The sequence below is a fragment of the Streptomyces sp. NPDC051684 genome (assembly GCF_044453445.1).
Taxonomy (GTDB): domain Bacteria; phylum Actinomycetota; class Actinomycetes; order Streptomycetales; family Streptomycetaceae; genus Streptomyces.
In genome coordinates this window covers 1-23361 of the sequence record NZ_JBITCS010000034.1, presented here as the reverse complement: position 1 = coordinate 23361, position 23361 = coordinate 1, and the positions used below count along the sequence as shown (strand labels likewise).

21 protein-coding genes and 1 tRNA gene are annotated in these 23361 nt (G+C 69.9%); 11 read left to right on the top strand and 11 right to left on the bottom strand.

Annotation, left to right across the window (positions count from 1 at the left end; genetic code table 11):
- Nucleotides 1-87 precede the first annotated feature (87 nt).
- From ACIA8D_RS32235 to ACIA8D_RS32220, 4 genes are all read left to right on the top strand, one after another.
- Nucleotides 88-1911 carry an ABC-F family ATP-binding cassette domain-containing protein gene (locus tag ACIA8D_RS32235; protein WP_399237700.1) on the top strand — a complete coding sequence of 608 codons (1824 nt, stop codon included), beginning with the start codon at nucleotides 88-90 and terminating at the stop codon, nucleotides 1909-1911.
- Between the two features lie 175 nt (nucleotides 1912-2086).
- Nucleotides 2087-3709: a PQQ-binding-like beta-propeller repeat protein gene (locus ACIA8D_RS32230; RefSeq protein WP_399237699.1), complete on the top strand. Its 1623-nt coding sequence runs from the start codon at nucleotides 2087-2089 to the stop codon at nucleotides 3707-3709.
- Nucleotides 3710-3958: 249 nt separating this feature from the next.
- Entirely contained in the window at nucleotides 3959-4648 is a 690-nt protein-coding gene (locus tag ACIA8D_RS32225; RefSeq protein ID WP_385760511.1) for a LuxR C-terminal-related transcriptional regulator, read from the top strand.
- Between the two features lie 47 nt (nucleotides 4649-4695).
- Nucleotides 4696-4768, top strand: a tRNA-Arg gene (locus tag ACIA8D_RS32220).
- A gap of 121 nt (nucleotides 4769-4889) precedes the next feature.
- On the opposite strand, the gene ACIA8D_RS32215 is transcribed toward ACIA8D_RS32220, so the two are convergent.
- Both ACIA8D_RS32215 and ACIA8D_RS32210 read right to left on the bottom strand, forming a co-directional pair.
- Nucleotides 4890-5192 (bottom strand): hypothetical protein, encoded by a 303-nt coding sequence (locus tag ACIA8D_RS32215; RefSeq protein WP_385760508.1) that lies wholly within the window; start codon nucleotides 5190-5192, stop codon nucleotides 4890-4892.
- A gap of 18 nt (nucleotides 5193-5210) precedes the next feature.
- The gene (locus ACIA8D_RS32210; protein ID WP_399237698.1) at nucleotides 5211-6893 is read right to left on the bottom strand and encodes a sodium:solute symporter family protein; all 1683 of its coding nucleotides are present in this window, start codon (nucleotides 6891-6893) and stop codon (nucleotides 5211-5213) included.
- 235 nt (nucleotides 6894-7128) lie between these two features.
- Between ACIA8D_RS32210 and galT the strand changes: the two genes are divergently transcribed.
- From galT to galK, 3 genes are read left to right on the top strand one after another with little or no spacing between them, the layout of a single operon-like run.
- Nucleotides 7129-8193, top strand: a complete 1065-nt coding sequence (gene galT / locus ACIA8D_RS32205) for a galactose-1-phosphate uridylyltransferase (protein ID WP_399237697.1) — start codon at nucleotides 7129-7131, stop codon at nucleotides 8191-8193.
- Complete coding sequence (galE, locus tag ACIA8D_RS32200; RefSeq protein WP_399237696.1) at nucleotides 8193-9155, top strand: UDP-glucose 4-epimerase GalE; 963 nt, start codon at nucleotides 8193-8195, stop codon at nucleotides 9153-9155. The genes galT and galE overlap by 1 nt, the downstream gene beginning before the upstream one ends.
- Nucleotides 9156-9182: 27 nt before the next feature.
- The gene (gene galK, locus ACIA8D_RS32195; RefSeq protein ID WP_399237695.1) at nucleotides 9183-10346 is read left to right on the top strand and encodes a galactokinase; all 1164 of its coding nucleotides are present in this window, start codon (nucleotides 9183-9185) and stop codon (nucleotides 10344-10346) included.
- A 114-nt stretch (nucleotides 10347-10460) separates the two neighbouring features.
- Here galK and ACIA8D_RS32190 read toward each other — a convergent pair whose 3' ends face one another.
- Nucleotides 10461-10916 (bottom strand): GNAT family N-acetyltransferase, encoded by a 456-nt coding sequence (locus ACIA8D_RS32190; RefSeq protein WP_399237771.1) that lies wholly within the window; start codon nucleotides 10914-10916, stop codon nucleotides 10461-10463.
- Between the two features lie 289 nt (nucleotides 10917-11205).
- Here ACIA8D_RS32190 and ACIA8D_RS32185 point away from each other — a divergent pair, with 289 nt between their 5' ends.
- Entirely contained in the window at nucleotides 11206-11955 is a 750-nt protein-coding gene (locus ACIA8D_RS32185; protein WP_385760490.1) for a LuxR C-terminal-related transcriptional regulator, read from the top strand.
- Nucleotides 11956-12039: 84 nt separating this feature from the next.
- Here the strand turns inward: ACIA8D_RS32185 and tamR are convergent, their stop codons facing one another.
- Nucleotides 12040-12537 (bottom strand): MarR family transcriptional regulator TamR, encoded by a 498-nt coding sequence (gene tamR, locus ACIA8D_RS32180; protein ID WP_399237694.1) that lies wholly within the window; start codon nucleotides 12535-12537, stop codon nucleotides 12040-12042.
- An 88-nt stretch (nucleotides 12538-12625) separates the two neighbouring features.
- Here tamR and ACIA8D_RS32175 point away from each other — a divergent pair, with 88 nt between their 5' ends.
- Entirely contained in the window at nucleotides 12626-13426 is an 801-nt protein-coding gene (locus ACIA8D_RS32175) for a trans-aconitate 2-methyltransferase (RefSeq protein ID WP_399237693.1), read from the top strand.
- The gene (locus ACIA8D_RS32170; protein WP_399237692.1) at nucleotides 13423-13812 is read left to right on the top strand and encodes a VOC family protein; all 390 of its coding nucleotides are present in this window, start codon (nucleotides 13423-13425) and stop codon (nucleotides 13810-13812) included. The genes ACIA8D_RS32175 and ACIA8D_RS32170 overlap by 4 nt, the downstream gene beginning before the upstream one ends.
- A 51-nt stretch (nucleotides 13813-13863) precedes the next feature.
- Here the strand turns inward: ACIA8D_RS32170 and ACIA8D_RS32165 are convergent, their stop codons facing one another.
- The gene (locus tag ACIA8D_RS32165) at nucleotides 13864-14565 is read right to left on the bottom strand and encodes a TetR family transcriptional regulator (RefSeq protein WP_399237691.1); all 702 of its coding nucleotides are present in this window, start codon (nucleotides 14563-14565) and stop codon (nucleotides 13864-13866) included.
- 12 nt (nucleotides 14566-14577) lie between these two features.
- Nucleotides 14578-15567 (bottom strand): acyl-CoA desaturase, encoded by a 990-nt coding sequence (locus ACIA8D_RS32160; RefSeq protein WP_399237690.1) that lies wholly within the window; start codon nucleotides 15565-15567, stop codon nucleotides 14578-14580.
- Between the two features lie 302 nt (nucleotides 15568-15869).
- Between ACIA8D_RS32160 and ppc the strand changes: the two genes are divergently transcribed.
- Nucleotides 15870-18608, top strand: coding sequence for a phosphoenolpyruvate carboxylase (ppc, locus tag ACIA8D_RS32155; protein WP_399237689.1), 2739 nt, complete (start codon nucleotides 15870-15872; stop codon nucleotides 18606-18608).
- Nucleotide 18609: 1 nt separating this feature from the next.
- Here the strand turns inward: ppc and ACIA8D_RS32150 are convergent, their stop codons facing one another.
- From ACIA8D_RS32150 to glmU, 5 genes are all read right to left on the bottom strand, one after another.
- The gene (locus ACIA8D_RS32150) at nucleotides 18610-19065 is read right to left on the bottom strand and encodes a hypothetical protein (RefSeq protein WP_399237688.1); all 456 of its coding nucleotides are present in this window, start codon (nucleotides 19063-19065) and stop codon (nucleotides 18610-18612) included.
- A 74-nt stretch (nucleotides 19066-19139) separates the two neighbouring features.
- Nucleotides 19140-19733, bottom strand: coding sequence for an aminoacyl-tRNA hydrolase (gene pth / locus ACIA8D_RS32145; RefSeq protein WP_399237687.1), 594 nt, complete (start codon nucleotides 19731-19733; stop codon nucleotides 19140-19142).
- An 82-nt stretch (nucleotides 19734-19815) separates the two neighbouring features.
- Nucleotides 19816-20409: a 50S ribosomal protein L25/general stress protein Ctc gene (locus ACIA8D_RS32140; protein ID WP_399237686.1), complete on the bottom strand. Its 594-nt coding sequence runs from the start codon at nucleotides 20407-20409 to the stop codon at nucleotides 19816-19818.
- A gap of 190 nt (nucleotides 20410-20599) precedes the next feature.
- Complete coding sequence (locus ACIA8D_RS32135) at nucleotides 20600-21577, bottom strand: ribose-phosphate diphosphokinase (RefSeq protein ID WP_399237685.1); 978 nt, start codon at nucleotides 21575-21577, stop codon at nucleotides 20600-20602.
- A 130-nt stretch (nucleotides 21578-21707) separates the two neighbouring features.
- Nucleotides 21708-23165, bottom strand: coding sequence for a bifunctional UDP-N-acetylglucosamine diphosphorylase/glucosamine-1-phosphate N-acetyltransferase GlmU (gene glmU, locus ACIA8D_RS32130; protein WP_399237684.1), 1458 nt, complete (start codon nucleotides 23163-23165; stop codon nucleotides 21708-21710).
- Nucleotides 23166-23361: the final 196 nt, after the last annotated feature.

Below are 23361 nucleotides of genomic sequence, written 5' to 3'. Positions count from 1 at the left end.
GCCCCGTGGCGTGGGAACGGGTGACCAGTGCCACCCGCGAGCCGACTAGGCTGGAAGACTGGCCCACCCCCCCCGGAGCGGAGCGAAATGGCAGTCAACCTGGTCAATGTCGAGGCAGTCAGCAAGGTGTACGGCACCCGTGCCCTGCTCGACGGCGTCTCCCTCGGCGTGCAGGAGGGCGACCGCATCGGCGTCGTGGGGCGCAACGGCGACGGCAAGACCACCCTGATCCGGATGCTCGCCAAGCTGGAGGAGGCGGACACCGGCCGCGTCACCCACAGCGGCGGCCTGCACCTGGGCGTGCTCACCCAGCACGACTCGCTGGACCCCGAGGCCACCGTCCGGCACGAGGTCATCGGCGACATGGCCGACCACGAGTGGGCCGGCAGCGCCAAGATCCGCGACGTACTGACGGGCCTCTTCGGCGGCCTCGACCTGCCCGGCTTCCCGCAGGGCCTGGACACCGTGATCGGCCCGCTCTCCGGCGGCGAGCGGCGCCGCATCGCGCTCGCCAAGCTGCTCATCGCCGAGCAGGACCTGATCGTCCTCGACGAGCCGACCAACCACCTCGACGTCGAGGGCATCGCCTGGCTCGCCCAGCACCTGCGTGCCCGCCGCTCCGCGCTCGTCTGCGTCACCCACGACCGCTGGTTCCTCGACCAGGTCTGCACGCGCATGTGGGACGTGCAGAAGGGCGACGTCTTCGAGTACGAGGGCGGGTACAGCGACTACGTGTTCGCGCGCGCCGAGCGGGAACGGATCGCCGCGACCGAGGAGGCCAAGCGGCAGAACCTCATGCGCAAGGAGCTGGCCTGGCTGCGCCGCGGCGCCCCCGCCCGCACCTCCAAGCCGCGCTACCGCATCGAGGCCGCCAACGAGCTGATCGCGGACGTCCCGGAGCCGCGCGACAAGAGCGAGCTGATGAAGTTCGCCAACGCCCGGCTCGGCAAGACCGTCTTCGACCTGGAGGACGTGACGGTCACCGCGGGACCGAAGGTGCTGCTCAAGCACCTCACCTGGCAGCTCGGCCCCGGCGACCGCGTCGGCCTGGTCGGGGTGAACGGCGCGGGCAAGACGTCCCTGCTGCGCGCCCTCGACGAGGCGGCCCGCAGCCAGGGCGACGTCCAGCCCGCCGCCGGGAAGATCGTCGTGGGCAAGACCGTGCGGCTTGCTTACCTCTCGCAGGACGTCACGGAACTCCCGTCGACGCTGCGGGTGTTGGAGGCCGTCCAGCAGGTCCGCGACCGCGTCGACCTCGGCAAGGGCCGCGAGATGACCGCGGGCCAGCTGTGCGAGCAGTTCGGCTTCGCGAAGGACAAGCAGTGGACGCCGGTCGGCGACCTGTCCGGTGGCGAGCGGCGGCGGCTGCAGATCCTGCGCCTGCTCATGGACGAGCCGAATGTGCTCTTCCTCGACGAGCCGACGAACGACCTGGACATCGAGACGCTCACGCAGCTGGAGGACCTGCTCGACGGCTGGCCGGGCTCGATGGTCGTGATCTCCCACGACCGGTTCTTCCTGGAGCGCACCACCGACAACACGTACGCCCTGCTCGGCGACGCCACGCTGCGGATGCTGCCGCGCGGCGTCGACGAGTACCTGGAGCGCCGCCGGCGGATGATCGAGGCCGCCTCCCCGGCCCCCGCGGCCGCCCCCGCGGCGGCCGAGAAGGCGGGCCCCTCCGCGGCCACTGGGTCTTCCAAAGATGTACGTGCCGCGAAGAAGGAACTCCAGAAGATCGAGCGGCAGATGGACAAGATCTCCGAGAAGGAGGGCAAGCTGCACACGCAGATCGCGGACAACGCCACGGACTTCGGGAAGGTCGCGAAGCTCGACGCGGAACTGCGTGATCTGGTCGCGCAGCGCGAGGAGTTGGAGATGCGCTGGCTGGAGCTCGCCGAGGACGCGTGAGGCACGTGCGTCGCGGGCCGGTCCTCCCCTGGGTACGGGGACGGACCGGCCCGTTGCCTGTCGGCCGTGCGTGACAGACGCGAGTGATAGAAAAGGGCCGCCGGGACGAGAACGTGCGATCCGGCCCACGGCGACTGACCTTGCCGAAACTCAACGTCCCCGAGGTACCCAGGTCATGACCCAGCCACCCCCGCCCCGCCAGCCGAACGAACCCCCTTCCCCGCAGGGCGAATTCGGCGCCCCACCGCCCATGCCGCCGTACACCGCCCCCGGTTACGGCACCCTGCGCACACCGCTCCCGCCCGAGGCCCGGGCCCGCCTGGAGCGTCAACAGCCGTACGAGCAGCCCCCGTACGGCCGCCCGCAGCCGCCCGCCCGCACCAAGGTGCCGCCGCTCGCGCTCGTCATCGGCGCCGCGGTCGTGGCCCTCGCGCTGATCGTCGGCGGCGGCGTCCTCTACGCGTCGAGGTCCGGTGACGACCCCGGTGCGGGCGCCGCGGGCTCCGACGGCGGCGACAAGGGCGGCGACGGCTTCGGGGCGGAGAAGGCCCCGGCCGACCCGTCGGCGCGGGTGACGCTGCGGCTGCCCGCGCCGAAGGTGGCGCAGCGGCAGGTGGACAGCGTCCAGGGCTCCTGGCTGACCGACAAGACGTACGCCAAGGCGGGCGTGAACCAGCTCGTCGGGTACGACGCCGCGAGCGGCAGGAAGACCTGGACGCTCCCGCTGTCGGGGCAGACGTGCGCGGGCACGGACTCCGTCACCGACGGCGCGCTCGCGGCCGTGGTCAGCGAGGCGGGCAAGCGGCCGGCGAACGGCGACCACAGGCCGTGCAGCCAGATCACGGTCTTCGACGTCAACACGGGGCACAAGCTCTGGACGCAGAGCCTGGGCCAGGGCACGAACCGGCGGATCTTCGAGGAGCTCTCCCTGACGGGCGGCACGCTCGCGGCGGGCGGCGGTCTCGACGGCGGCGCCGCCTTCGACCTCAAGTCGGGCCGCATCCTGTGGCAGCCCGACACGGGGGAGTGCCAGGACCTCGGCTACCACGGCGGCTCCCAGCTCGTGACGGTCCGCAAATGCGGCACCTACGGCAAGAACGCGACGTACGACGTCCAGCTCCTGGACCCCGTGACGGGCCAGCCCAAGTGGTCCTACAAGCTCGCCTCCGGTCTTGGCGACGTCAAGGTCCTGTCGACCAAGCCGGTCGTCTTCGGGGTGGGAAGAGGGACCGGCGCGGCGGGCGCCATCACCGACGTCTTCGCCCTGGACGGCCGCGGAAAGCTCACGAGCAGGATCGCCCTCGATCCCAAGAAGTACGACTTCGCCTGCGAGGTGGGAAAGACCGAGGGGTGCGCGAAGGTCACCGTCGGCAATGGGCGGATCTATTTCGCGACCCGGCCGCACGAGGCCACCCGCGGCGCGGGCCCGGCCAACGAGATCGTGTCGTACTCCCTGGACACCGGCAGGCGCACGGGCGACCGCGTCACCGGCGGCGACCACCGCGACATCTTCCCGGTGCGCATGGACGGCGGGAACCTCCTGGCGTTCGCGACGGGGGCGGCCGAGAAGGGCAGCCGGATGGTCACGATCGACCCCCGCACCCTGAAGCAGTCGACGCTGCTGGAGACGCCGGCCACGCCCGCCGCCCGGGACATGGTCAGCGGCGTCGCGCCGGGCCGCTCGAACTCCGAAATCCGCTACTCCAAGGGCAGACTGTTCCTCGGTCAGCCGCTGATCGGCGAGCCCTATGGGGACGGCGGCCGGCGGTACACGGCGGTCGGTTTCGGCACCGGCTGAAAGCGGTCGCGAACTCGCCCCGGACGCACAACTCTTGGCACTTGCTTGGCGTTCCGGTACCCCCAAACATCCCTCAATGCACTGGATTTCAGCATTCAGGGCCGCTTCTGGCCGGTAGGGGGCGCGCAACCTCGAACAAGCGTGTAGCTTCCGGGGGATGAAGGAGGACGGGGAGTCGGGGGGCTCGCCTGTCCTTGGGGGGCCCGGGGGTTGGAGGAGACTCCCGGGGTCGATTGGGGGGTTGGCCCGATGGGAGTGCGGCTGATGGTGGTCGATGACCACCGACTGCTGGCCGAGGCGTTGGCCTCGGCCCTCAAGCTGCGCGGGCACCGGGTGCTCGCGGCGGCCGCACCGGCGGCCGGAGCGGCGGACCTGGTCATCTCGCGGGCGCCCGAGGTCTGCCTGCTGGGCACGGCGACCCCCGCGGAGCCCGGCACCTTCGACCCGGTGGTCCGCATCAAGCGCGAGCGTCCGCAGGTGGCCGTCGTGGTCCTTGGACCCGTCCCCTCGCCCAGAGGCATCGCGTCGGCCTTCGCGGCGGGCGCCTCCGGCTACGTACGGCACGACGAGCGCATCGAGGGCGTCGAGCGTGCCCTGATGAAGGCGCGGGCGGGGGAGGCGGCGGTGGCCCCGGCCCTGCTTCAGGGGGCGTTCGGGGAGCTGCTCAACCCTGCGGCCCAGCCGGACGACGAGGGGCAGCGGCTGCTCCAGATGCTCACGCCGCGCGAGGTCGAGGTCCTGGTGCGGGTCGCGGACGGCGAGGACACGCGGCTGATCGCGGCGGGCATGGGCATCGCCCCGTCCACGGCGCGTACGCATGTGCAGCGGGTCCTGATGAAGCTGGGCGTCGGCTCACGCCTTGAGGCGGCGGCGCTCGCGGCGCGCACGGGCCTCCTTGACCGGGCGGGGCCGGTGGGCTCGCCGGAACCGGAGTCGTGAGCTACAGTTGATCTTGTTGGTCGCCGCAACTCGCGGTGAACGACCGCGCGTTGGTGGTCCAAGGAAAGACGTCCCGCTTCCTGCGGGGAGATGCAGGTGCAAGGCCTGCCCGGCGCTCCATGGTCACAAGGCCCGTTCCGCCCAGACGGAACGGGCCTTGTGCGTTGCGTGGCCGAGAAAGGGCCGGGTCCGCCGCTCTCCCAAGCGGTGGGCCCGGCCCCGGTTCACGTGGCGGGTGGTGCTACTCGGACGCCTCCGCCAGTTCCTCCGCCGTCGGAGGGACCGTCGGGCGGAGCTTCATCCAGATCAGGAAGAAGAGGCCGAGGAGCAGCATGCCGATGCCGGTCCACAGGTTGATGTTGATGTCCTGGGCCTTCTTGAGGTCGGCGTCGGACGCCGTGAAGCCGGCGATCGTGACGATCACGCCGTACACCACGAAGAGGCCGCCGATGATGCGTCGCACGTCGAAGAGGCGGGCAGCCGTCGCCGACTTGGCCTCCAGCTCCTTCACTTCCTCGACGTGCTGGTTCATTTCGTCGCTCATGTCGTGTTACCTCGGACCTCAGAAGGAGAACGGGATGTAGCAGATGGTGGCGAGGATGATCGCTCCCCAGCCCAGCAGGGCCGGCTTGCGGTACCAGGCGTCGTCACCCTCGGCCGGCGGCTCCTCCATGCCCGGCGACTTCGTGCCGTACACGAGACCGGCCAGCTCCTCGGCAGGCTTGGACTTGGTGCAGAGCGTGACCACGAACATCACCACCGCGCCGACCACGAAGGCGACGATCGACGAGACGAAGTTGGCGCCCTGGTCCGAGGGGATCGAGATGACGCCCTGCTTGTAGAACCAGAAGTAGTTCACCATCGCGGCCACGGTGCCCGAAAGCAGACCCCAGAAACCGGCGGCGGGCGTGGTCCGCTTCCAGAACATACCGATGATGAAGACCACGAACAGCGGCACGTTGAAGAACGAGAACAGCGTCTGCAGGTAGTTCATGATGTTGCTGAAGCTGCCCGCGATGAACGCGGTGCCCATGCCGATCACGACGCCGACTGCGGTGACGACGCGGCCCGTCTGCAGGTAGTACCGGTCGCTCTGGCCCTTCTTGATGTACGCGGCCCAGATGTCGTTGGTGAACACCGTGTTGAACGACGAGACGTTGGCCGCCATGCCCGCCATGAAGGCGGCGAGCAGACCGGTCACCGCGATGCCGAGGACACCGTTGGGCAGCAGGTCGCGCATGAGGACCGGGATGGCGTCGTTGTACTGGAGGCCGCCCGCGGACTTGCCGATGGACGGCTCCATGACCAGGGCGATCAGGCCGGGGATCACGACGACCATCGGGATGAGGATCTTCGGGAACGCGGCGATCAGCGGGGTGCGCTTGGCGGCGGAGAGGTTCTTCGCGGACAGCGCGCGCTGCACCTCGGCGAAGTTCGTCGTCCAGTAGCCGAAGCTCATCACGAAGCCGAGGCCGAGCACGATGGTCAGCCAGTTGGCGCCGAGCGGGTTGGCGTCGCCGATGCCGGTGCCCTGCCAGGCCGTCATGAACGAGTCGCCGTGCGAGCTGGACAGCGAGTCCGAGATGCCGTCCCAGCCGCCGACGCGCTTGAGGCCGACGATGGTCAGCGGGATGAGCGCGGCGAGGATGACGAAGAACTGCAGGACCTCGTTGTAGATCGCGGAGGAGAGCCCGCCGATCGTGATGTACGCGAGAACGAAGAGGCCGGCGATGACGATCGCCACCCACTGCGGCCAGCCGAGCAGCGCCTGGAGCACCAGGGCCATCGCGTACAGGTTGACGCCCGCGATCAGCACCGAGGAGACGGCGAAGATGATCGAGGAGAGCAGATGGGACGAGGGCCCGAAGCGGTGCAGCAGGAACTCGGGGACCGAGCGCACCTTCGACGAGTAGTAGAAGGGCATCATCACCAGGCCGAGGAAGACCATGGCGGGGATGGCGCCGATCCAGTACCAGTGCACCGTGTAGAGGCCGTACTGCGCCCCGTTGGCCGCCATGCCGAGGAGCTCGGTGGCGCCCAGGTTCGCCGCGACGAACGCGAGACCGGTGACCCAGGCGGGCAGGGAGCGCCCCGACAGGAAGAAGTCGAGGCTGGTCTTCACGGACCGGCGGGCGGCGAAGCCGATGCCCAGCACCACGACGAAGTAGATCGCCATGATCGCGTAGTCGAGGCCGTTGGTGGGCAGCCGGAGCCCCTCGGCCAGGGTTGTTGTGGGGGACAGCATGAGATCTCGCTTCGTTGCGCGAACTGAAACAGTCCGGAACCTACGCCTCCGACTTCAATAAGTGAACAGTTTGCGTGATGTTCTTTGTTGGATTGTGATCGAGACCTCGTCCGGAGCGCTCGGGAGGGCACAGAAAGCGCACAGTCGGCGCCGGACCGTTCCTCTTGACGCCACTGTTGGCTTATGCTTTGTTGTGTTTGGTTCTGTTTGGTTGGTGTGATGAGGAGCATCGGACGTGAAGAAGACGTCGACCCGGCTCGCCGACGGTCGTGAGCTCATCTACTACGACTCGCGCGACGACGTCGTCCGGGACGCGGCCGACCGCCGCCCCCTCGACCCCACGGTCACCACGTCCGAGGTGCGCCGCGACCCGCTGCTCGGCGACTCCGTGGCCATCGCCTCGCACCGCCAGGGCCGCACGTACCACCCGCCGGCCGACGAGTGCCCGCTGTGCCCCTCCGAGGGCGAGCGGCTGAGCGAGATCCCCGACTCCTCGTACGACGTGGTGGTCTTCGAGAACCGCTTCCCCTCGCTCGCCGGCGACTCCGGCCGCTGCGAGGTCGTGTGCTTCACGTCCGACCACGACAAGTCCTTCGCGGACCTCACCGAGGAGCAGGCGGGCCTCGTCCTCGACGCGTGGACGGACCGCACCGCCGAGCTCTCCCACCTCGACTCCGTCGAGCAGGTCTTCTGCTTCGAGAACCGCGGCGCCGAGATCGGCGTCACCCTCGGCCACCCGCACGGCCAGATCTACGCCTACCCCTTCACCACCCCGCGCACGGCCCTGATGCTGCGCAACACCGCCGAGTACAAGGAACAGACCGGCGGCCGCAACCTCTCCGCCGACGTCGTGGCCAAGGAGACCGAGGACGGCTCGCGGATCGTCCTCGACGGCGAGCACTGGGTGGCCTTCGTGCCCTACGCCGCGCACTGGCCCTACGAGGTGCACCTCTACCCCAAGCGCCAGGTCCCGGACCTGCTCGCGCTCGACGTGGACGCGCGCACAGAGTTCCCCAAGATTTATCTGGAACTCTTGAGGCGCTTCGACCGGATCTTCGGTGCGGACCAGCCGGCGACGCCGTACATCGCGGCCTGGCACCAGGCCCCGTTCGGCCCGCTGGACGAGTTCGAGGGCGTGGGACGCGACGACTTCGCGCTCCACCTCGAGCTTTTCACCGTCCGCCGCACTTCCGGCAAGCTGAAGTTTCTCGCGGGTTCCGAGTCCGGCATGAGTGTGTTCATCAACGATGTGCCGCCGGAGGCCGCGGCCGAGCGACTGCGAGAGGTAGCGAGCGAGTAATGGGAAAGTACCTGGTCACGGGTGGTGCGGGATACGTCGGCTCTGTCGTCGCCCAGCACCTTCTTGAGGCGAACCACGAGGTCGTCGTCCTCGACAACCTCTCCACCGGCTTCCGCGAGGGCGTGCCCGCCGGCGCCGCCTTCATCGAGGGCGACATCCGCGACGCCGCCAAGTGGCTGGACTCCTCCTACGACGCCGTGCTGCACTTCGCCGCGTTCTCGCAGGTCGGCGAGTCCGTCGTGAAGCCCGAGAAGTACTGGGCGAACAACGTCGGCGGCACCATGGAGCTGCTCGCCGCGATGCGCGCGGCCGATGTCCGCAAGCTGGTCTTCTCCTCGACCGCGGCCACGTACGGCGAGCCGGTGAACACCCCGATCACCGAGACCGACCCGACGGCTCCCACATCCCCGTACGGCGCCTCGAAGCTCGCGGTCGATCACATGATCACCGGTGAGGCGAACGCCCACGGGCTCGCGGCCGTTTCGTTGAGGTACTTCAACGTGGCGGGTGCATACGGAAGTTGTGGTGAGCGGCACGACCCCGAGTCGCACCTCATCCCGCTCGTCCTCCAGGTCGCCCAGGGCAAGCGCGAGGCGATCAACGTCTTCGGCGACGACTATCCGACGGCCGACGGCACGTGCGTCCGCGACTACATCCACGTCGCCGACCTCGCCGAGGCCCACCTCCTCGCGGTCGAGGCCGCGCAGCCGGGCGAGCACCTCATCTGCAACCTCGGCAACGGCAACGGCTTCTCCGTCCGCGAGGTCATCGAGACCGTCCGCCAGGTCACCGGGCACCCGATCCCCGAGGTCGTCGCCCCGCGCCGCGGCGGCGACCCGGCCGTCCTCGTCGCCTCCGCCGACACCGCGCGCGAGCGCCTCGGCTGGAACCCGTCCCGCGCGGACCTCGCGGGCATCGTCGCCGACGCCTGGGCGTTCGCCCGGGCCCGTGAGCAGCAGTAGTCACTACGAGGGTCAGGTAGCCAACTGATGTCCGTCGCCACGCAGTTCAAGGACCTGTACGGGTACGAGCCCGCCGGAGTCTGGGCGGCCCCCGGCCGCGTCAACCTCATCGGCGAGTACACCGACTTCAACGAGGGCTTCGTCATGCCGCTCGCGCTGCCGCACACCGCGGTCGCCGCGGTGGCCCGGCGCGAGGACGGCGTGCTGCGCCTGCACTCCGCCGACATCGACGCCCCGGTCGTGGAACTGCGCGTCGACGACCTCGCCCCGCTCAGCAAGTACGGCCAGGGCGGCTGGGCCGCCTACCCGGCCGGCGTCGTCTGGGCGCTGCGCGAGGCGGGCCACACCGTCACCGGCGCGGACATCCACCTCGCCTCCACGGTCCCGACCGGCGCGGGCCTCTCCTCGTCCGCGGCCCTGGAGGTCGTGACCGCGTACGCGATGAACGACCTGTACGAACTCGGGCTCACGGGCGCGGAGTCGGCGGTCCTCGCACAGCGCGCCGAGAACGCCTTCGTCGGCGTGCCGTGCGGTGTCATGGACCAGATGGCCTCGTCCTGCGCCACCGAGGGCCACGCCCTGCACCTCGACTGCCGCGACCTGTCGATCCGCCAGGTCCCCTTCGACCTGGCGGCGCACGGCCTTCAGCTGCTCGTCGTCGACACCCGCGTCAAGCACGAGCTGGGCGACGGCGCGTACGCGGAGCGGCGCGCGGGCTGCGAGGAGGGCGCGCGCGTCCTCGGCGTCTCCCACCTGCGCGACGTCCCGTACGCCGAACTGGGCCGGTCCGTCGCAGAGTTGGAACTCGCCGACGTCGACGAGAAGGTCGTCCGCTACGTCCGCCACATCGTCACCGACGACCACCGCGTCGAGCGCGTCATCGAGCTGCTCGACGCCGGCGACGTCCGCGCCATCGGCCCGATCCTCGTCCAGGGCCACGTCTCGCTCCGCGACGACCTGCGCATCTCCTGCCCCGAGCTGGACCTCGTCGTCGCCACGGCCATGGAGTCCGGCGCGCACGGGGCGCGGATGACGGGCGGCGGCTTCGGCGGCTCCGCGGTCGTCCTGGTGGAGTCGGACGACGCCGACGCCGTCACGAAGTCGATCGCCGACGCCTTCGCGGAGGCGGGCTTCACGGCGCCGCGCGTCTTCCCGGCGGTACCTTCGGCGGGCGCGCGACGCATCTCGTAACAGTCATCCGAGCCGCTTCGTCAGCGTGAACTCCTTGAGCCCCGGCGGGTAGTCGGGGACACGGAGTGCGCTCCGCGCACGGGCCCAGGTCTCGGGGCGAGCTGTCGCGGTGCGTCAGCCGAGCCGCTTGGTGAGGGTGAATTCCTTGAGGCCCGGCGGATAGTCGGGAATTACGGAGACCACCTCGTAGCCGTGCAGGCGGTAGAAACCCGGTGCCTGGAAGTCCCAGGTTTCCAGGCGGGAGGCGACGCACTCGCGGTCCTCGTACGCGATGCGTTCCGCCTCCGCGAGGAGTCGCGAGCCGAGCCCGGACCCGCGGTGCCGCTCGGCGACCCAGAGCAGGTCCACGTGCAGCCAGCACGCCCACGTGTACGCGTCGAGCCCCGCCGCCAGCGTGCCGTCCTCGTCCAACAACCAGACCTGGAGCGGGACATGCTGGTCGGCAGGGGTGCCGCGCAGCTCCCGGAGCTCCGGTGACGCCGCCGTGTTGGTCTCCCTCAGCAGCGACCGGAGCAGAAGGGCGCGCTCCTTGTCGACTTCTGTCTCGATGCGAAACATGCGCATCACCATAAACGCGCAGGACAGTCGCTGCTCCGCCAACCGCCAACCAGTTCTGCGAATTGACTTCCCCTCCGGGCCTTCGCCTCTAGTCTGAGGACAGCACCGGTGGGGGCCGGTGCCGATCAGGGGGCGAGACAGCCGGGTACGACGCCCGGAGCGGGGGCAGCGGTTCGGCTCACGGCGGCGGCCGTGCGGCCGCGGCGACCCGCACTCCGGGCGCCGTACCCGCGTTGATCCGTTCCCCGACGCTGGGGTATCCCCTGCTCCGTACCGGAGCTCGGGGAAGGGGGTAAATCACGTGGTACGCATCCGGGTCCTGGTGGTCGACGACCACCGCATCTTCGCCGAGTCGCTCGCGGCGGCACTCGCCGCCGAGCCCGATGTCGACGTGTCGGCCGCCGGGAGCGGCCCCGCCGCGCTGCGCTGCCTCGACCGGGCGGTCGCGGAGGGGCGCCGCTTCGACGTGCTGCTGATCGACGCGGACCTGGGCGCCGCCTCGCTCCAGGGCATGCGCGCGCCGACCCCGGTGCCCGACAGCGCCGCGCAGGACGGCCTGGTCGACGGCATCTCCCTGGTGGCGGGAGTTCGTTCGGCCCAGCCCGCCGTCCGCACGGTGGTGCTCGCCGAGCGCGACGATCCGCGCCGCGCGGCGCTCGCGCTCCAGGCGGGCGCGTCCGGCTGGGTGGCCAAGGACTGTTCCCTGTCACGCCTGTTGACCGTCATACGGGGCGTGCTGCGCGAGGAGACGCATCTGCCGCCGGCGCTGCTCACGGGCGTACTGCGGGAGTTGACCGCGGCACGCAAGCACCGCACCGAGTCCGAGCGGCTCGTGGAGTCCCTGACGCCCCGGGAGCGCGAGGTGCTGCGCTGCATGGTGGCGGGCCTCGGCCGCAAGGCGGTGGCGGAGCGCCTCTTCCTGTCGCCGCACACGGTGCGTACGCACATGCAGAACGTGCTGGGGAAACTGGGCGTCCACTCGACACTCGCAGCGGTCGCACTCGCCCGCAGGGCGGGCGTCGGCCCGGTCGACCTGGAAGCAGCCAGCTGAGGTCATTGAGCCCCTGCGGCGATTGAGCAGCGGGGCTCGGGGCAGAGCCCCGCGACGTCAACCACCGTCAACCGGAAACCGACATCAACCGGGAATGTTGTCGAACGGAGCCGTCAACTGCCGGAGCAGCGACGCCAATTCACCCCGCTCCGCTCGGGAGAGCTCCGCCAGGATCGCCCGCTCCTGATCGAGCAGCCCCGCCAGCGCCTGGTCGGCACGGTCGCGGCCCTCGTCCGTGAGCCGCACCAGGACACCCCGGCGGTCGCTGGGATCGGGCAGCCGCTCGACGAGGCCCTTCTTGGCGAGCCGGTCGATACGATTCGTCATCGTGCCGGACGTCACCAGGGTCTGCGTGAGCAACTGGCCGGGGGAGAGCTGGTACGGCGTGCCCGCGCGGCGCAGCGCCGTCAGGACGTCGAACTCCCACGGCTCCAGGTTGTGCTCGGAGAAGGCCAGGCGGCGGGCCCGGTCGAGATGGCGCGCGAGCCTGCTGACCCGACTGAGCACCTCAAGGGGCTCCACGTCGAGGTCGGGGCGCTCTCGGCGCCACGCTGAGACCAGACGGTCGACCTCGTCCTCCATGACGATCAGTGTAGGGGGTGTGTCGACGTGAAGTCTCTTGAGGTCGACTATCTTGACATCGAGATACCTGCGGCGGACGCTTGATTCCATGACGCCCACACCCACACCAGCCTGGGACCCGCACCAGTATCTCCGCCACGCGGACCACCGCGGCCGCCCCTTCGTCGATCTGCTGGCCCGCGTCCCCGCCCTCCCGGGGGAGCCCGCCCGCATCGCCGACCTCGGCTGCGGCCCCGGCAACGTCACGACGCTGCTCGCCGAACGCTGGCCCACCGCCCGCATCACCGGCTACGACAACTCGCCCCAGATGCTGGAGCAGGCGGCGGCCCACGCCACCGACCGCCTCGACTTCGCGTACGCGGACGCGGCCGACTGGACGCCCACGGAAACGTACGACCTGCTCGTCTCCAACGCGACGCTGCAATGGCTCCCGGACCACGCCGACGCCTTCCCCCGGTGGATCGACGCGGTGGCCCCCGGCGGGACGTTCGCCTTCCAGGTACCGGGCAACTTCGCGGCGCCCAGCCACGTCCTGATGCGTGAACTGGCCGAATCGGCCCGCTGGAAGGACCGCCTGCCCGGTGTGCTGCGGCACGGCGACGCGGTGCTGGCGCCCGCGGCGTACCTGGCACGGCTGGCCGGACTCGGCTGCGAGGTCGACGCCTGGGAGACGACGTACCTGCACCTCCTGGAGGGCCCCGACCCGGTCCTCGACTGGGTCAAGGGCACGGGCCTGCGCCCGGTCCTGACGGCGCTGGAGGACGACGAGGAGGCCCGCGACGCCTTCGTCACCGAGTACCGCGACCTGCTCCGCGAGGCGTACCCGTCAACGCCCCACGGCACGGTCCTCCCGTTCCGCCGCATCTTCGCGGTGGCGACCCGCCCATGACGCTGCTCTCGCTGGACCACGTACAACTCGCGGCGCCGCCGGGCAGCGAGGGCGCCCTGCGCGCCTTCTACGCCGACACCCTCGGCATGACCGAAACCCCCAAGCCACCTGCGCTCGCGGCGCGGGGCGGCTGCTGGTTCCGGGCCGGGGCCATCGAGCTGCACCTGGGCATCGAGGCGGATTTCCGCCCCGCGAGGAAGGCGCACCCGGGCCTGCTGGTGCGGGACATCGAGGCGTACGCGCGGCGACTGACCGGGCGGGGCGTCGAGATCGAATGGGACGACCGTCTGCCCGGCCACCATCGCTTCTACTGCTCCGACCCTGTCGGAAACAGACTGGAGATCCTGGAGCCCAAGTCCCCACATTCGAGCCCCGCCGGCGCTTGAGGCGCGGGGTCCGGGGCGGAGCCCCGCGACCTCGGCCCCGGTGCGGCGCGCTCAACGCTTCCGGTGCCCTATGAGCCTCGGCTTCGGCTCAAGACCATCGAGGCCGTGCCACGCCAGATTCACCAGATGCGCCGCGACCTCCGCCTTCTCCGGCTTGCGCGCGTCCAGCCACCACTGACCCGTCAGCGCGACCATCCCGACCAGCGCCTGCGCGTACAGCGGCGCCAGCTTCGGGTCGAAGCCCCGGTTCTTGAACTCGCGGCCGAGGATGTCCTCGACCTGCGTCGCGATGTCGGAGATCAGCGACGCGAAGGAGCCCGTGGACTGCGGAATCGGGGAGTCGCGGACCAGGATGCGGAAACCGTCCGTGTACTCCTCGATGTAGTCGAGGAGCGCGAACGCCGCCTGCTCGAGGAGCTCACGCGGGTGACCGGCCGTCAGCGAACCGGTCACCATGTCGAGCAGCTGGCGCATCTCGCGGTCCACGACGACCGCGTACAGGCCCTCCTTGCCACCGAAGTGCTCGTACACCACCGGCTTGGAGACCCCGGCCTTCGCCGCGATCTCCTCCACCGACGTCGCCTCGAAGCCCTTGGCGGCGAACAGGACACGACCGATCTCCAGGAGCTGCTGCCGTCGCTCCGCTCCCGTCATCCGCGTTCTGCGCGTGCGCCGAGCCTTCTCGGGCCGGTCCGGCCTGTCGCTGCTCGAATTGCTCGGGGTGCTTGAGTCGGTCGCCACGTCTTCCATCATGCCGTGTGGGCCTCAGGCCGCGTCGGCGACCTGCTCCTTGCGGCGCGAGGCGATCCGGTCCTTCGACGGCCAGCGCACATCGTGCGCCCAGCCCAGCTGTTCGAACCAGCGGATGAGGCGGGCCGAGGAGTCGATCTGGCCGCGCTCCACACCGTGCCGCGCCGACGTCGGGTCCGCGTGGTGCAGGTTGTGCCAGGACTCGCCGCAGGACAGGACGGCCAGCCACCACACGTTGCCGGAACGGTCGCGGGACTTGAAGGGGCGCTTGCCGACGGCGTGGCAGATGGAGTTGATCGACCACGTCACGTGGTGCAGCAGCGCCACCCGCACGAGCGAGCCCCAGAAGAACGCCGTGAGGGCGCCCCACCACGACATCGTGACCAGGCCGCCGATCAGGGCGGGGAGGAAGAGCGAGACGAGCGTCCACATGATGAACTGGCGGGAGATCGCGCGGATCGCCGGGTCCTTGACCAGGTCCGGCGCGTACTTCTCCTGCGAGGTCTGCTCCTCGTCGAACATCCAGGCCATGTGCGCCCACCACAGGCCCTTCAGCAGGGCCGGGACCGTCTCCCCGTACCGCCACGGCGAATGCGGGTCGCCCTCGGCGTCGGAGAACTTGTGGTGCTTGCGGTGGTCCGCGACCCAGCGCACGATCGGACCCTCCACCGCGAGCGAGCCCATGACCGCCAGCGCGATCCGCAGCGGCCGCTTCGCCTTGAAGGAGCCGTGCGTGAAGTACCGGTGGAAGCCGATCGTGATGCCGTGGCAGCCGACGAAGTACATGACGACGAGCAGCCCGAGGTCGAGCCAGCTCACCCCCCAGCCCCAGGCCAGCGGCACCGCCGCGAGCAGGGCCAGGAACGGGAGGACGATGAACAGGAGCAGTGTGATCTGCTCCACGGAGCGCTTCCGTTCGCCGCCGAGTGTCGCAGAATGCGAGGTGGCGGGCGGTCCTGACGCCGGACCGGCGGTTTCTTCGATCACATCGCTACTGGTGGCCATGGGAGTCCCCTGTAAGTCGAGGGTTGAGACGGGCTGTGACGGGTCAGGAGATCCACGGGGATCCGCGGACAGCTTGCCTACGGTTCCGTAACCTACGGCACCGTAAGTAATTCATCGTGCAGCCGTGCGGCAAGAGGCTCCGACCTCGCCGTCGGCGGTGGCACATATCCTTGGAATCGGTCGGACAGCGCGGTCCGCACTGAATCTCCACCCCGGGTTACGTACCCGGATCCGGGGATCCTCCCTCCCGACGTGCTTCACCACGTGCCCGACGTGCTTCACCATTGCAAGGAGCCGCACCTGTGAGCAGTGCCGACGAACAGACCGCTGCGACGAGCACCAGCGCCGAGCTGCGCGCCGACATCCGTCGGCTCGGTGACCTGCTGGGCGAGACCCTGGTCCGCCAGGAGGGCCCGGAGCTCCTCGAGCTGGTCGAAAGGGTCCGCCGCCTGACCCGCGAGGACGGCGAGGCCGCCGCCGAGCTGCTCGGCGGTACCGAGCTGGACACCGCGGCCAAGCTGGTCCGCGCCTTTTCCACGTACTTCCACCTGGCCAACGTGACGGAGCAGGTGCACCGTGGCCGCGAGCTGCGCGCCATGCGGGCCGCCGAGGGCGGACTGCTCGCCCGCACCGCGGACCGGCTCAAGGACGCCGACCCGGACCACCTGCGCGACACGGTCAAGAACCTGAACGTGCGGCCCGTCTTCACGGCGCACCCGACGGAGGCCGCCCGGCGAAGCGTCCTCAACAAGCTGCGCCGCGTCGCCGAGCTCCTGGAGACCCCGGTCCTGGAGACCGACCGCCGCCGCTACGACACCCGGCTGGCCGAGAACATCGACCTCGTCTGGCAGACCGACGAGCTGCGCGTGGTGCGCCCCGAGGTCACCGACGAGTCCCGCAACGCGATCTACTACCTGGACGAGCTGCACGCCGGCGCCGTCGGCGACGTCCTGGAGGACCTCACCGCCGAACTGGAGCGCGTCGGCTACACGCTCCCCGAGGAGAGCCGCCCGCTCACCTTCGGCACCTGGATCGGCGGCGACCGCGACGGCAACCCGAACGTGACGCCGCAGGTCACCTGGGACGTCCTGATCCTCCAGCACGAGCACGGCATCAACGACGCGCTCGACATGATCGACGAGCTGCGCGGCTTCCTGTCGAACTCGATCCGCTACACGGGCGCCACCGAGGAGCTCCTCACCTCGCTCCAGTGCGACCTGGAGCGCCTCCCCGAGATCAGCCCCCGCTACAAGCGGCTCAACGCCGAGGAGCCCTACCGGCTCAAGGCCACCGCGATCCGGCAGAAGCTCGAGAACACCAAGACGCGGCTCGCCAACAACACCCCGCACCAGGACGGCCGCGACTACCTCGGCACCGCCGAGCTGCTGCACGACCTGACGCTGATCCAGACCTCCCTGCGCGAGCACCGCGGCGGCCTGTTCGCCGAAGGCCGCATGAACCGTACGATCCGTACGCTCTCCGCCTTCGGCCTGCAGCTCGCCACGATGGACGTCCGCGAGCACGCCGACGCCCACCACCACACCCTCGGCCAGCTCTTCGACCGGCTCGGCGAGGAGTCCTGGCGCTACGCCGACATGCCCCGCGACTACCGCGGCAAGCTGCTCGCCAAGGAACTGCGCTCGCGCCGCCCGCTGGCACCGACCCCGGCGCCGCTCGACGCCGACGGCGAGAAGACCCTCGGCGTCTTCCACACCGTCGCCAAGGCGCTCGACGTGTTCGGGCCCGAGGTCATCGAGTCGTACATCATCTCGATGTGCCAGGGCGCCGACGACGTGTTCGCCGCCACCGTCCTCGCCCGCGAGGCCGGACTCATCGACCTGCACGCCGGCTGGGCCAAGATCGGCATCGTGCCGCTCCTGGAGACCACCGACGAGCTCAAGGCGGCCGACACGATCCTGGAGGACATGCTCTCCGACCCGTCCTACCGGCGCCTCGTCGCGCTCAACGGGGACGTGCAGGAGGTCATGCTCGGCTACTCCGACTCCTCCAAGTTCGGCGGCATCACCACCTCCCAGTGGGAGATCCACCGCGCCCAGCGCCGGCTGCGCGACGTGGCCCACCGCTACGGCGTGCGCCTGCGCCTCTTCCACGGCCGCGGCGGCACCGTCGGCCGCGGCGGCGGCCCCTCGCACGACGCGATCCTCGCCCAGCCCTGGGGAACCCTGGAGGGCGAGATCAAGGTGACCGAGCAGGGCGAGGTCATCTCCGACAAGTACCTCGTGCCGTCCCTGGCCCGCGAGAACCTGGAACTGACCGTCGCGGCGACGCTGCAGGCCTCCGCCCTGCACACGGCGCCGCGCCAGTCCGACGAGGCCCTCGCCCGCTGGGACGCCGCCATGGACGTGGTGAGCGACGCGGCGCACGCCCGGTACCGCGAGCTCGTCGAGGACCCGGACCTGCCGAACTACTTCCTCGCCTCGACCCCGGTCGACCAGCTCGCCGACCTGCACCTCGGCTCGCGGCCCTCCCGCCGCCCCGGCTCCGGCGTCTCCCTCGACGGCCTGCGCGCCATCCCGTGGGTGTTCGGCTGGACCCAGTCGCGGCAGATCGTCCCCGGCTGGTTCGGCGTCGGAAGCGGCCTCAAGGCGCTGCGCGAGGCCGGCCTCGACACCGTGCTCGACGAGATGCACGAGCAGTGGCACTTCTTCCGCAACTTCATCTCCAACGTCGAGATGACGCTCGCCAAGACGGACCTGCGGATCGCCAAGCACTACGTCGACACCCTCGTGCCCGACGACCTCAAGCACGTCTTCGACGCCATCGTCGCCGAGCACGAGCTGACCGTCGCCGAGGTCCTGCGCATCACCGGCGGCAGCGAACTCCTCGACTCCCAGCCCGTGCTGAAGCAGACGTTCGCGATCCGCGACGCCTACCTCGACCCGATCTCGTACCTCCAGGTCGCCCTGCTCAAGCGGCAGCGCGACGCGGCGGCCGCCGACGAGACCCCGGACCCGACGCTCGGCCGCGCCCTGCTCCTCACCGTGAACGGTGTGGCGGCGGGCCTGCGCAACACCGGCTGACCTAGAACCCGACGGCGACGAACGCCGCCGTCAGCAGCGCGAGACCGGCGCCTCCCGTGACCCACGTGAGGCGCCGGTTGCGTATCCCGCCCGCGAGCACCACCGCCGCCAGCAGCAGCGCACCGCCGAGCGGCACCCAGGCCTGCAGAAAACCGGCCGTGCCCGCGCGCACCGCATCGGTCGAACCCGGCTTGAGGACCACGGGGAAACGCGCGCCCTTCTTCTCCCCGATCGAGCGGTCGATCGTCACGCTCGTATGCCGTACGGCAGTGGGGGAGGCGGGCGAGAACGAGCCGGCGCAGGCGTCGTCCGAGCACCGGCCCACCGTCATCGTGCCGCGCTCACGACCCGTCGGGAACATCACGTGCTGCGCCGCACCCCACGACGCCCACACGCCGGCGATCAGCAGCAACGCGGCGACCGCGGCCGCCGCGACTTGACGGGCAACAGGCAACATGGCCGGGATCCTTGGCCATCACCCTGCGTACGGTCAACTCCCGGCCGAAAACGCCGCCGACAAGTCCGTACAGGTCAGGAGTTGTACGTCGACTGCGCCCGCTCCAGGCCCTCGATCACCAGCGCCTCCGCGGCGTCGGCCGCGCGGTCCACGAAGTAGTCGAGCTCCTTGCGCTCCGTCGACGAGAAGTCCTTCAGCACGAAGTCCGCGACCTGCATCCGCCCCGGCGGACGACCGATCCCGAACCGCACCCGGTGGTAGTCGCTGCCCTGCGACTTCGTGATCGACTTCAGGCCGTTGTGCCCGTTGTCGCCACCGCCCAGCTTCAGCCGCAGCACCCCGTAGTCGATGTCCAGCTCGTCGTGGACCGCCACGATGTGCTCGGCGGGCACCTTGTAGAAATCGCACAGCGCCGTCACGGGACCACCCGAGACATTCATGTACGACATCGGCTTCGCCAGGATCACCCGGCGGTTCAGCGGCCCCGGCGGGCCGATCCGCCCCTCGACGACCTGCGCCTGCCCCTTCGTCGCCCGCTTGAACTTGGCACCCATCCGCTGCGCCAGCAGATCGGCCACCATGAAACCGACGTTGTGCCGGTTCATCGCGTACTCGGGACCAGGGTTGCCGAGCCCGGCGATCAGCCAGGGAGCGTTCTCGTCGGACATCCACGTTTCCTTCGGTAGAGATAGCGGAACGGGGTGGTGGGCCGCGCCCACCACCCCGTACACCAGGTCAGACCTCGAAGGCTCAGGCCTCCGCGGCCGCCTCCTCGCCCTCGGCCTCGGCCGGGGCCTCCTCGGCCTGCGCGGCCAGGACCTGGAGGACGACCGCGTCCTCGTCCGTGGCCAGCGTGGTGCCCTTGGGCAGCGTGATGTCCTTGGCGTGGATCGAGGCACCGGCATCGAGGCCCTCGACGGAGACGGTGACCGACTCGGGGATGTGCGTGGCCTCGGTCTCGACCGACAGCGTGTTCAGCACGTGCTCGAGCAGGTTGCCACCCGGGGCCAGCTCGCCCTCGGTGTGGATCGGGAGCTCGACGGTGACCTTCTCGCCGCGCTTGACCTGGAGCAGGTCGACGTGGACCAGGAAGCTCGTGATCGCGTCGCGCTGCACCGCCTTCGGGATGACCAGCTCGTTGCTCTTGCCGTCGATGTCCAGGTTGATCAGGACGTTCGGCGTACGCAGCGCCAGCATCAGGGCGTGCGAGTCGAGGACGATGTGCTGCGGCTCGTTGCCGTGGCCGTAGACGACACCGGGAACCTTCTCGACCTGGCGCAGACGGCGGGACGCACCCTTGCCGAACTCGGTGCGGGTCTCGACGGAAAGCTTGACCTCGGACATGTGCTCTCAACTCCTCGTAGAACTAGGGGAAACGGTCACCCGGCCACGAACGGCCTGCTACGAAGAGCGCGTCGATAACGGACAGCCGAACCAAAAAGGTGCGGCCTCCCTCGCCGAGCAACTTCAGCAGTCTACTCGGCGCGGGAGGCCGCACCCAAATGGATCTTCAGTGCGGAGATCCGCTAGCGGATCAGGCCTCGCCCTCGAAGAGGCTGGTCACCGAGCCGTCCTCGAAGACCTCGCGCACCGCGGAGGCGATCGTCGGAGCGATCGACAGGACCGTGATCTTGTCCAGCTCCAGCTCGCCCGGCGTCGGCAGCGTGTCCGTGAAGACGAACTCGCTCACCTTCGAGTTCTTCAGACGGTCCGCGGCGGGACCGGACAGCACACCGTGCGTCGCCGTCACGATGACGTCCTCCGCACCGTGCGCGAACAGCGCGTCCGCGGCGGCGCAGATCGTGCCACCCGTGTCGATCATGTCGTCGACGAGCACACAGACGCGGCCCTTCACGTCACCGACGACCTCGTGGACGGTCACCTGGTTGGCGACGTCCTTGTCGCGGCGCTTGTGCACGATCGCCAGCGGGGCACCGAGCCGGTCGCACCAGCGGTCGGCCACCCGCACGCGGCCGGCGTCCGGGGAGACCACCGTCAGCTTGCTGCGGTCCACCTTCGCGCCCACGTAGTCCGCCAGGATCGGCAGCGCGAACAGGTGGTCCACCGGGCCGTCGAAGAAGCCCTGGATCTGGTCCGTGTGCAGGTCGACCGTCAGGATGCGGTCCGCGCCCGCGGTCTTCATCAGGTCCGCGATCAGACGCGCCGAGATCGGTTCACGTCCACGGTGCTTCTTGTCCTGCCGCGCGTAACCGTAGAACGGCACGATGACGGTGATGGAGCGGGCCGACGCGCGCTTCAGCGCGTCGATCATGATCAACTGCTCCATGATCCACTTATTGATCGGAGCCGTGTGGCTCTGGATCAGGAAGCAGTCGGCACCGCGAGCGGACTCCTGGTAGCGGACGTAGATCTCGCCATTGGCGAAGTCGAACGCCTTGGTCGGGACGATCCCGGCACCGAGCTGGTGCGCGACCTCCTCGGCAAGCTCGGGGTGGGCGCGGCCAGAGAAGAGCATCAACTTCTTCTCGCCCTGCGTCTTGATCCCGGTCACAGCACTAGTCTCCTCAGACGAGTTCGTCCGCCGCAGCTGCCCGCGCGTCCCTTTAGCAGCGAGCCAGGCGAATCGTGAGCACCTATCACGGTACGCCGTGTCGGGCGCACCTGTTTCCGGTCAGACCGCGTCACTCCGCGGATTCCGGATTCCGGGACGCCGCCTCCGCCGCCCTGGCGGCCGCGCTCCCCGGACGCTTTCGGGCCACCCAACCCTCGATATTCCTTTGCTGGCCCCGCGCCACGGCCAGCGAACCGGCCGGCACATCCTTCGTGATCACGGACCCGGCGGCGGTGTACGCACCGTCCCCGATAGTGACAGGAGCCACAAACATGTTGTCCGAACCGGTCTTGCAGTGGGACCCGACCGTGGAGTGGTGCTTGCTCTCCCCGTCGTAGTTCACGAAGACACTCGCGGCACCGATGTTGGTGAAGTCACCGATCGTCGCGTCGCCCACGTACGACAGGTGCGGCACCTTCGTGCCCTCACCGATCGACGAGTTCTTCGCCTCGACGAACGTCCCGATCTTCGACTTCAGACCGAGCCGGGTACCCGGCCGCAGATACGCGAACGGACCCACCGACGCCTCCGGCCCCACCTCGGAGCTGTACGCCACCGTGTTGTCGACCCGTGCGCCCGCACCGACACGGGTGTCCGTGAGACGGGAGTTGGGACCGACCACGGAGCCCTCCGCGAGATGCGTGGCGCCGTGCAGCTGCGTACCCGGCAGCACGGTCGCGTCCCGCTCGAACGTCACCGTGACGTCGACGAACGTGCTCGCCGGGTCCACGACCGTGACGCCCGCGAGCATCGCCTGCTCGAGAAGGCGGTCATTGAGGGTGCGTCGGGCCTCCGCCAGCTGCACACGGTTGTTGATCCCGGCGATCTCACGATGGTCGGCGGCGACGGACGCACCCACCCGGTGCCCCGCCTCCCGCAGAATCCCGAGCACGTCGGTGAGGTACTCCTCGCCCTGCGAGTTGTCCGTACGCACCTGCTTGAGTGCCTCGGTGAGCAGACGGCCGTCGAAGGCGAAGACCCCCGAATTGATCTCGTTGATCGCGCGCTGCGCCTCCGTCGCGTCCTTGTGCTCGACGATCGCGGTGACGGCCCCCGAGACGTTGTCCCGGACGATGCGCCCGTAGCCCGTCGCGTCCGGGACCTCGGCGGTCAGCACCGTCACGGCGTTGCCGTCGGCGGCGTGCGTCGCGGACAGGGCCTTGAGCGTCCCGCCGGTGAGCAGCGGGGTGTCGCCGCAGACCACGACGACGGTGCCCTCCAGGCCGTTGTCCGGATTGAGGCCCTCGAGGCCCATCCGCACGGCGTGCCCCGTGCCGTTCTGCTCCGCCTGCACGGCGGTGCGGGCTCCCGCGTCGACCGCGTTCACATGCGCGGCGACCTTCTCCCGCTCGTGCCCGACGACCACGACGAGCTGCTGGGGCTCCAACTCGCGGGAGGCGGCGAGCACATGACCGACGAGCGACCGGCCGCAGAGTTCGTGCAGGACTTTCGGCGTGGCCGACTTCATACGGGTGCCCTCACCCGCTGCGAGTACGACGACGGCTGCCGGGGTGTTGGCGCTGCTCACGGGTGGGCCCTTCGGCGTCGGATGCGTTGTGGGGTGGACATCCGCAGGATACCGGGGCGTTTTGGGGCGGGCATGGGGGCGGGGGGCCCCCCGGGGGGGGGGGCCCCCCCCCCACAAAAAAACCCCCCCCCCCCCCCCACCCCCCCCCCAAACCCCCCAAAACACAAATCAGCCACATAAAAAACCCGGGGGTATA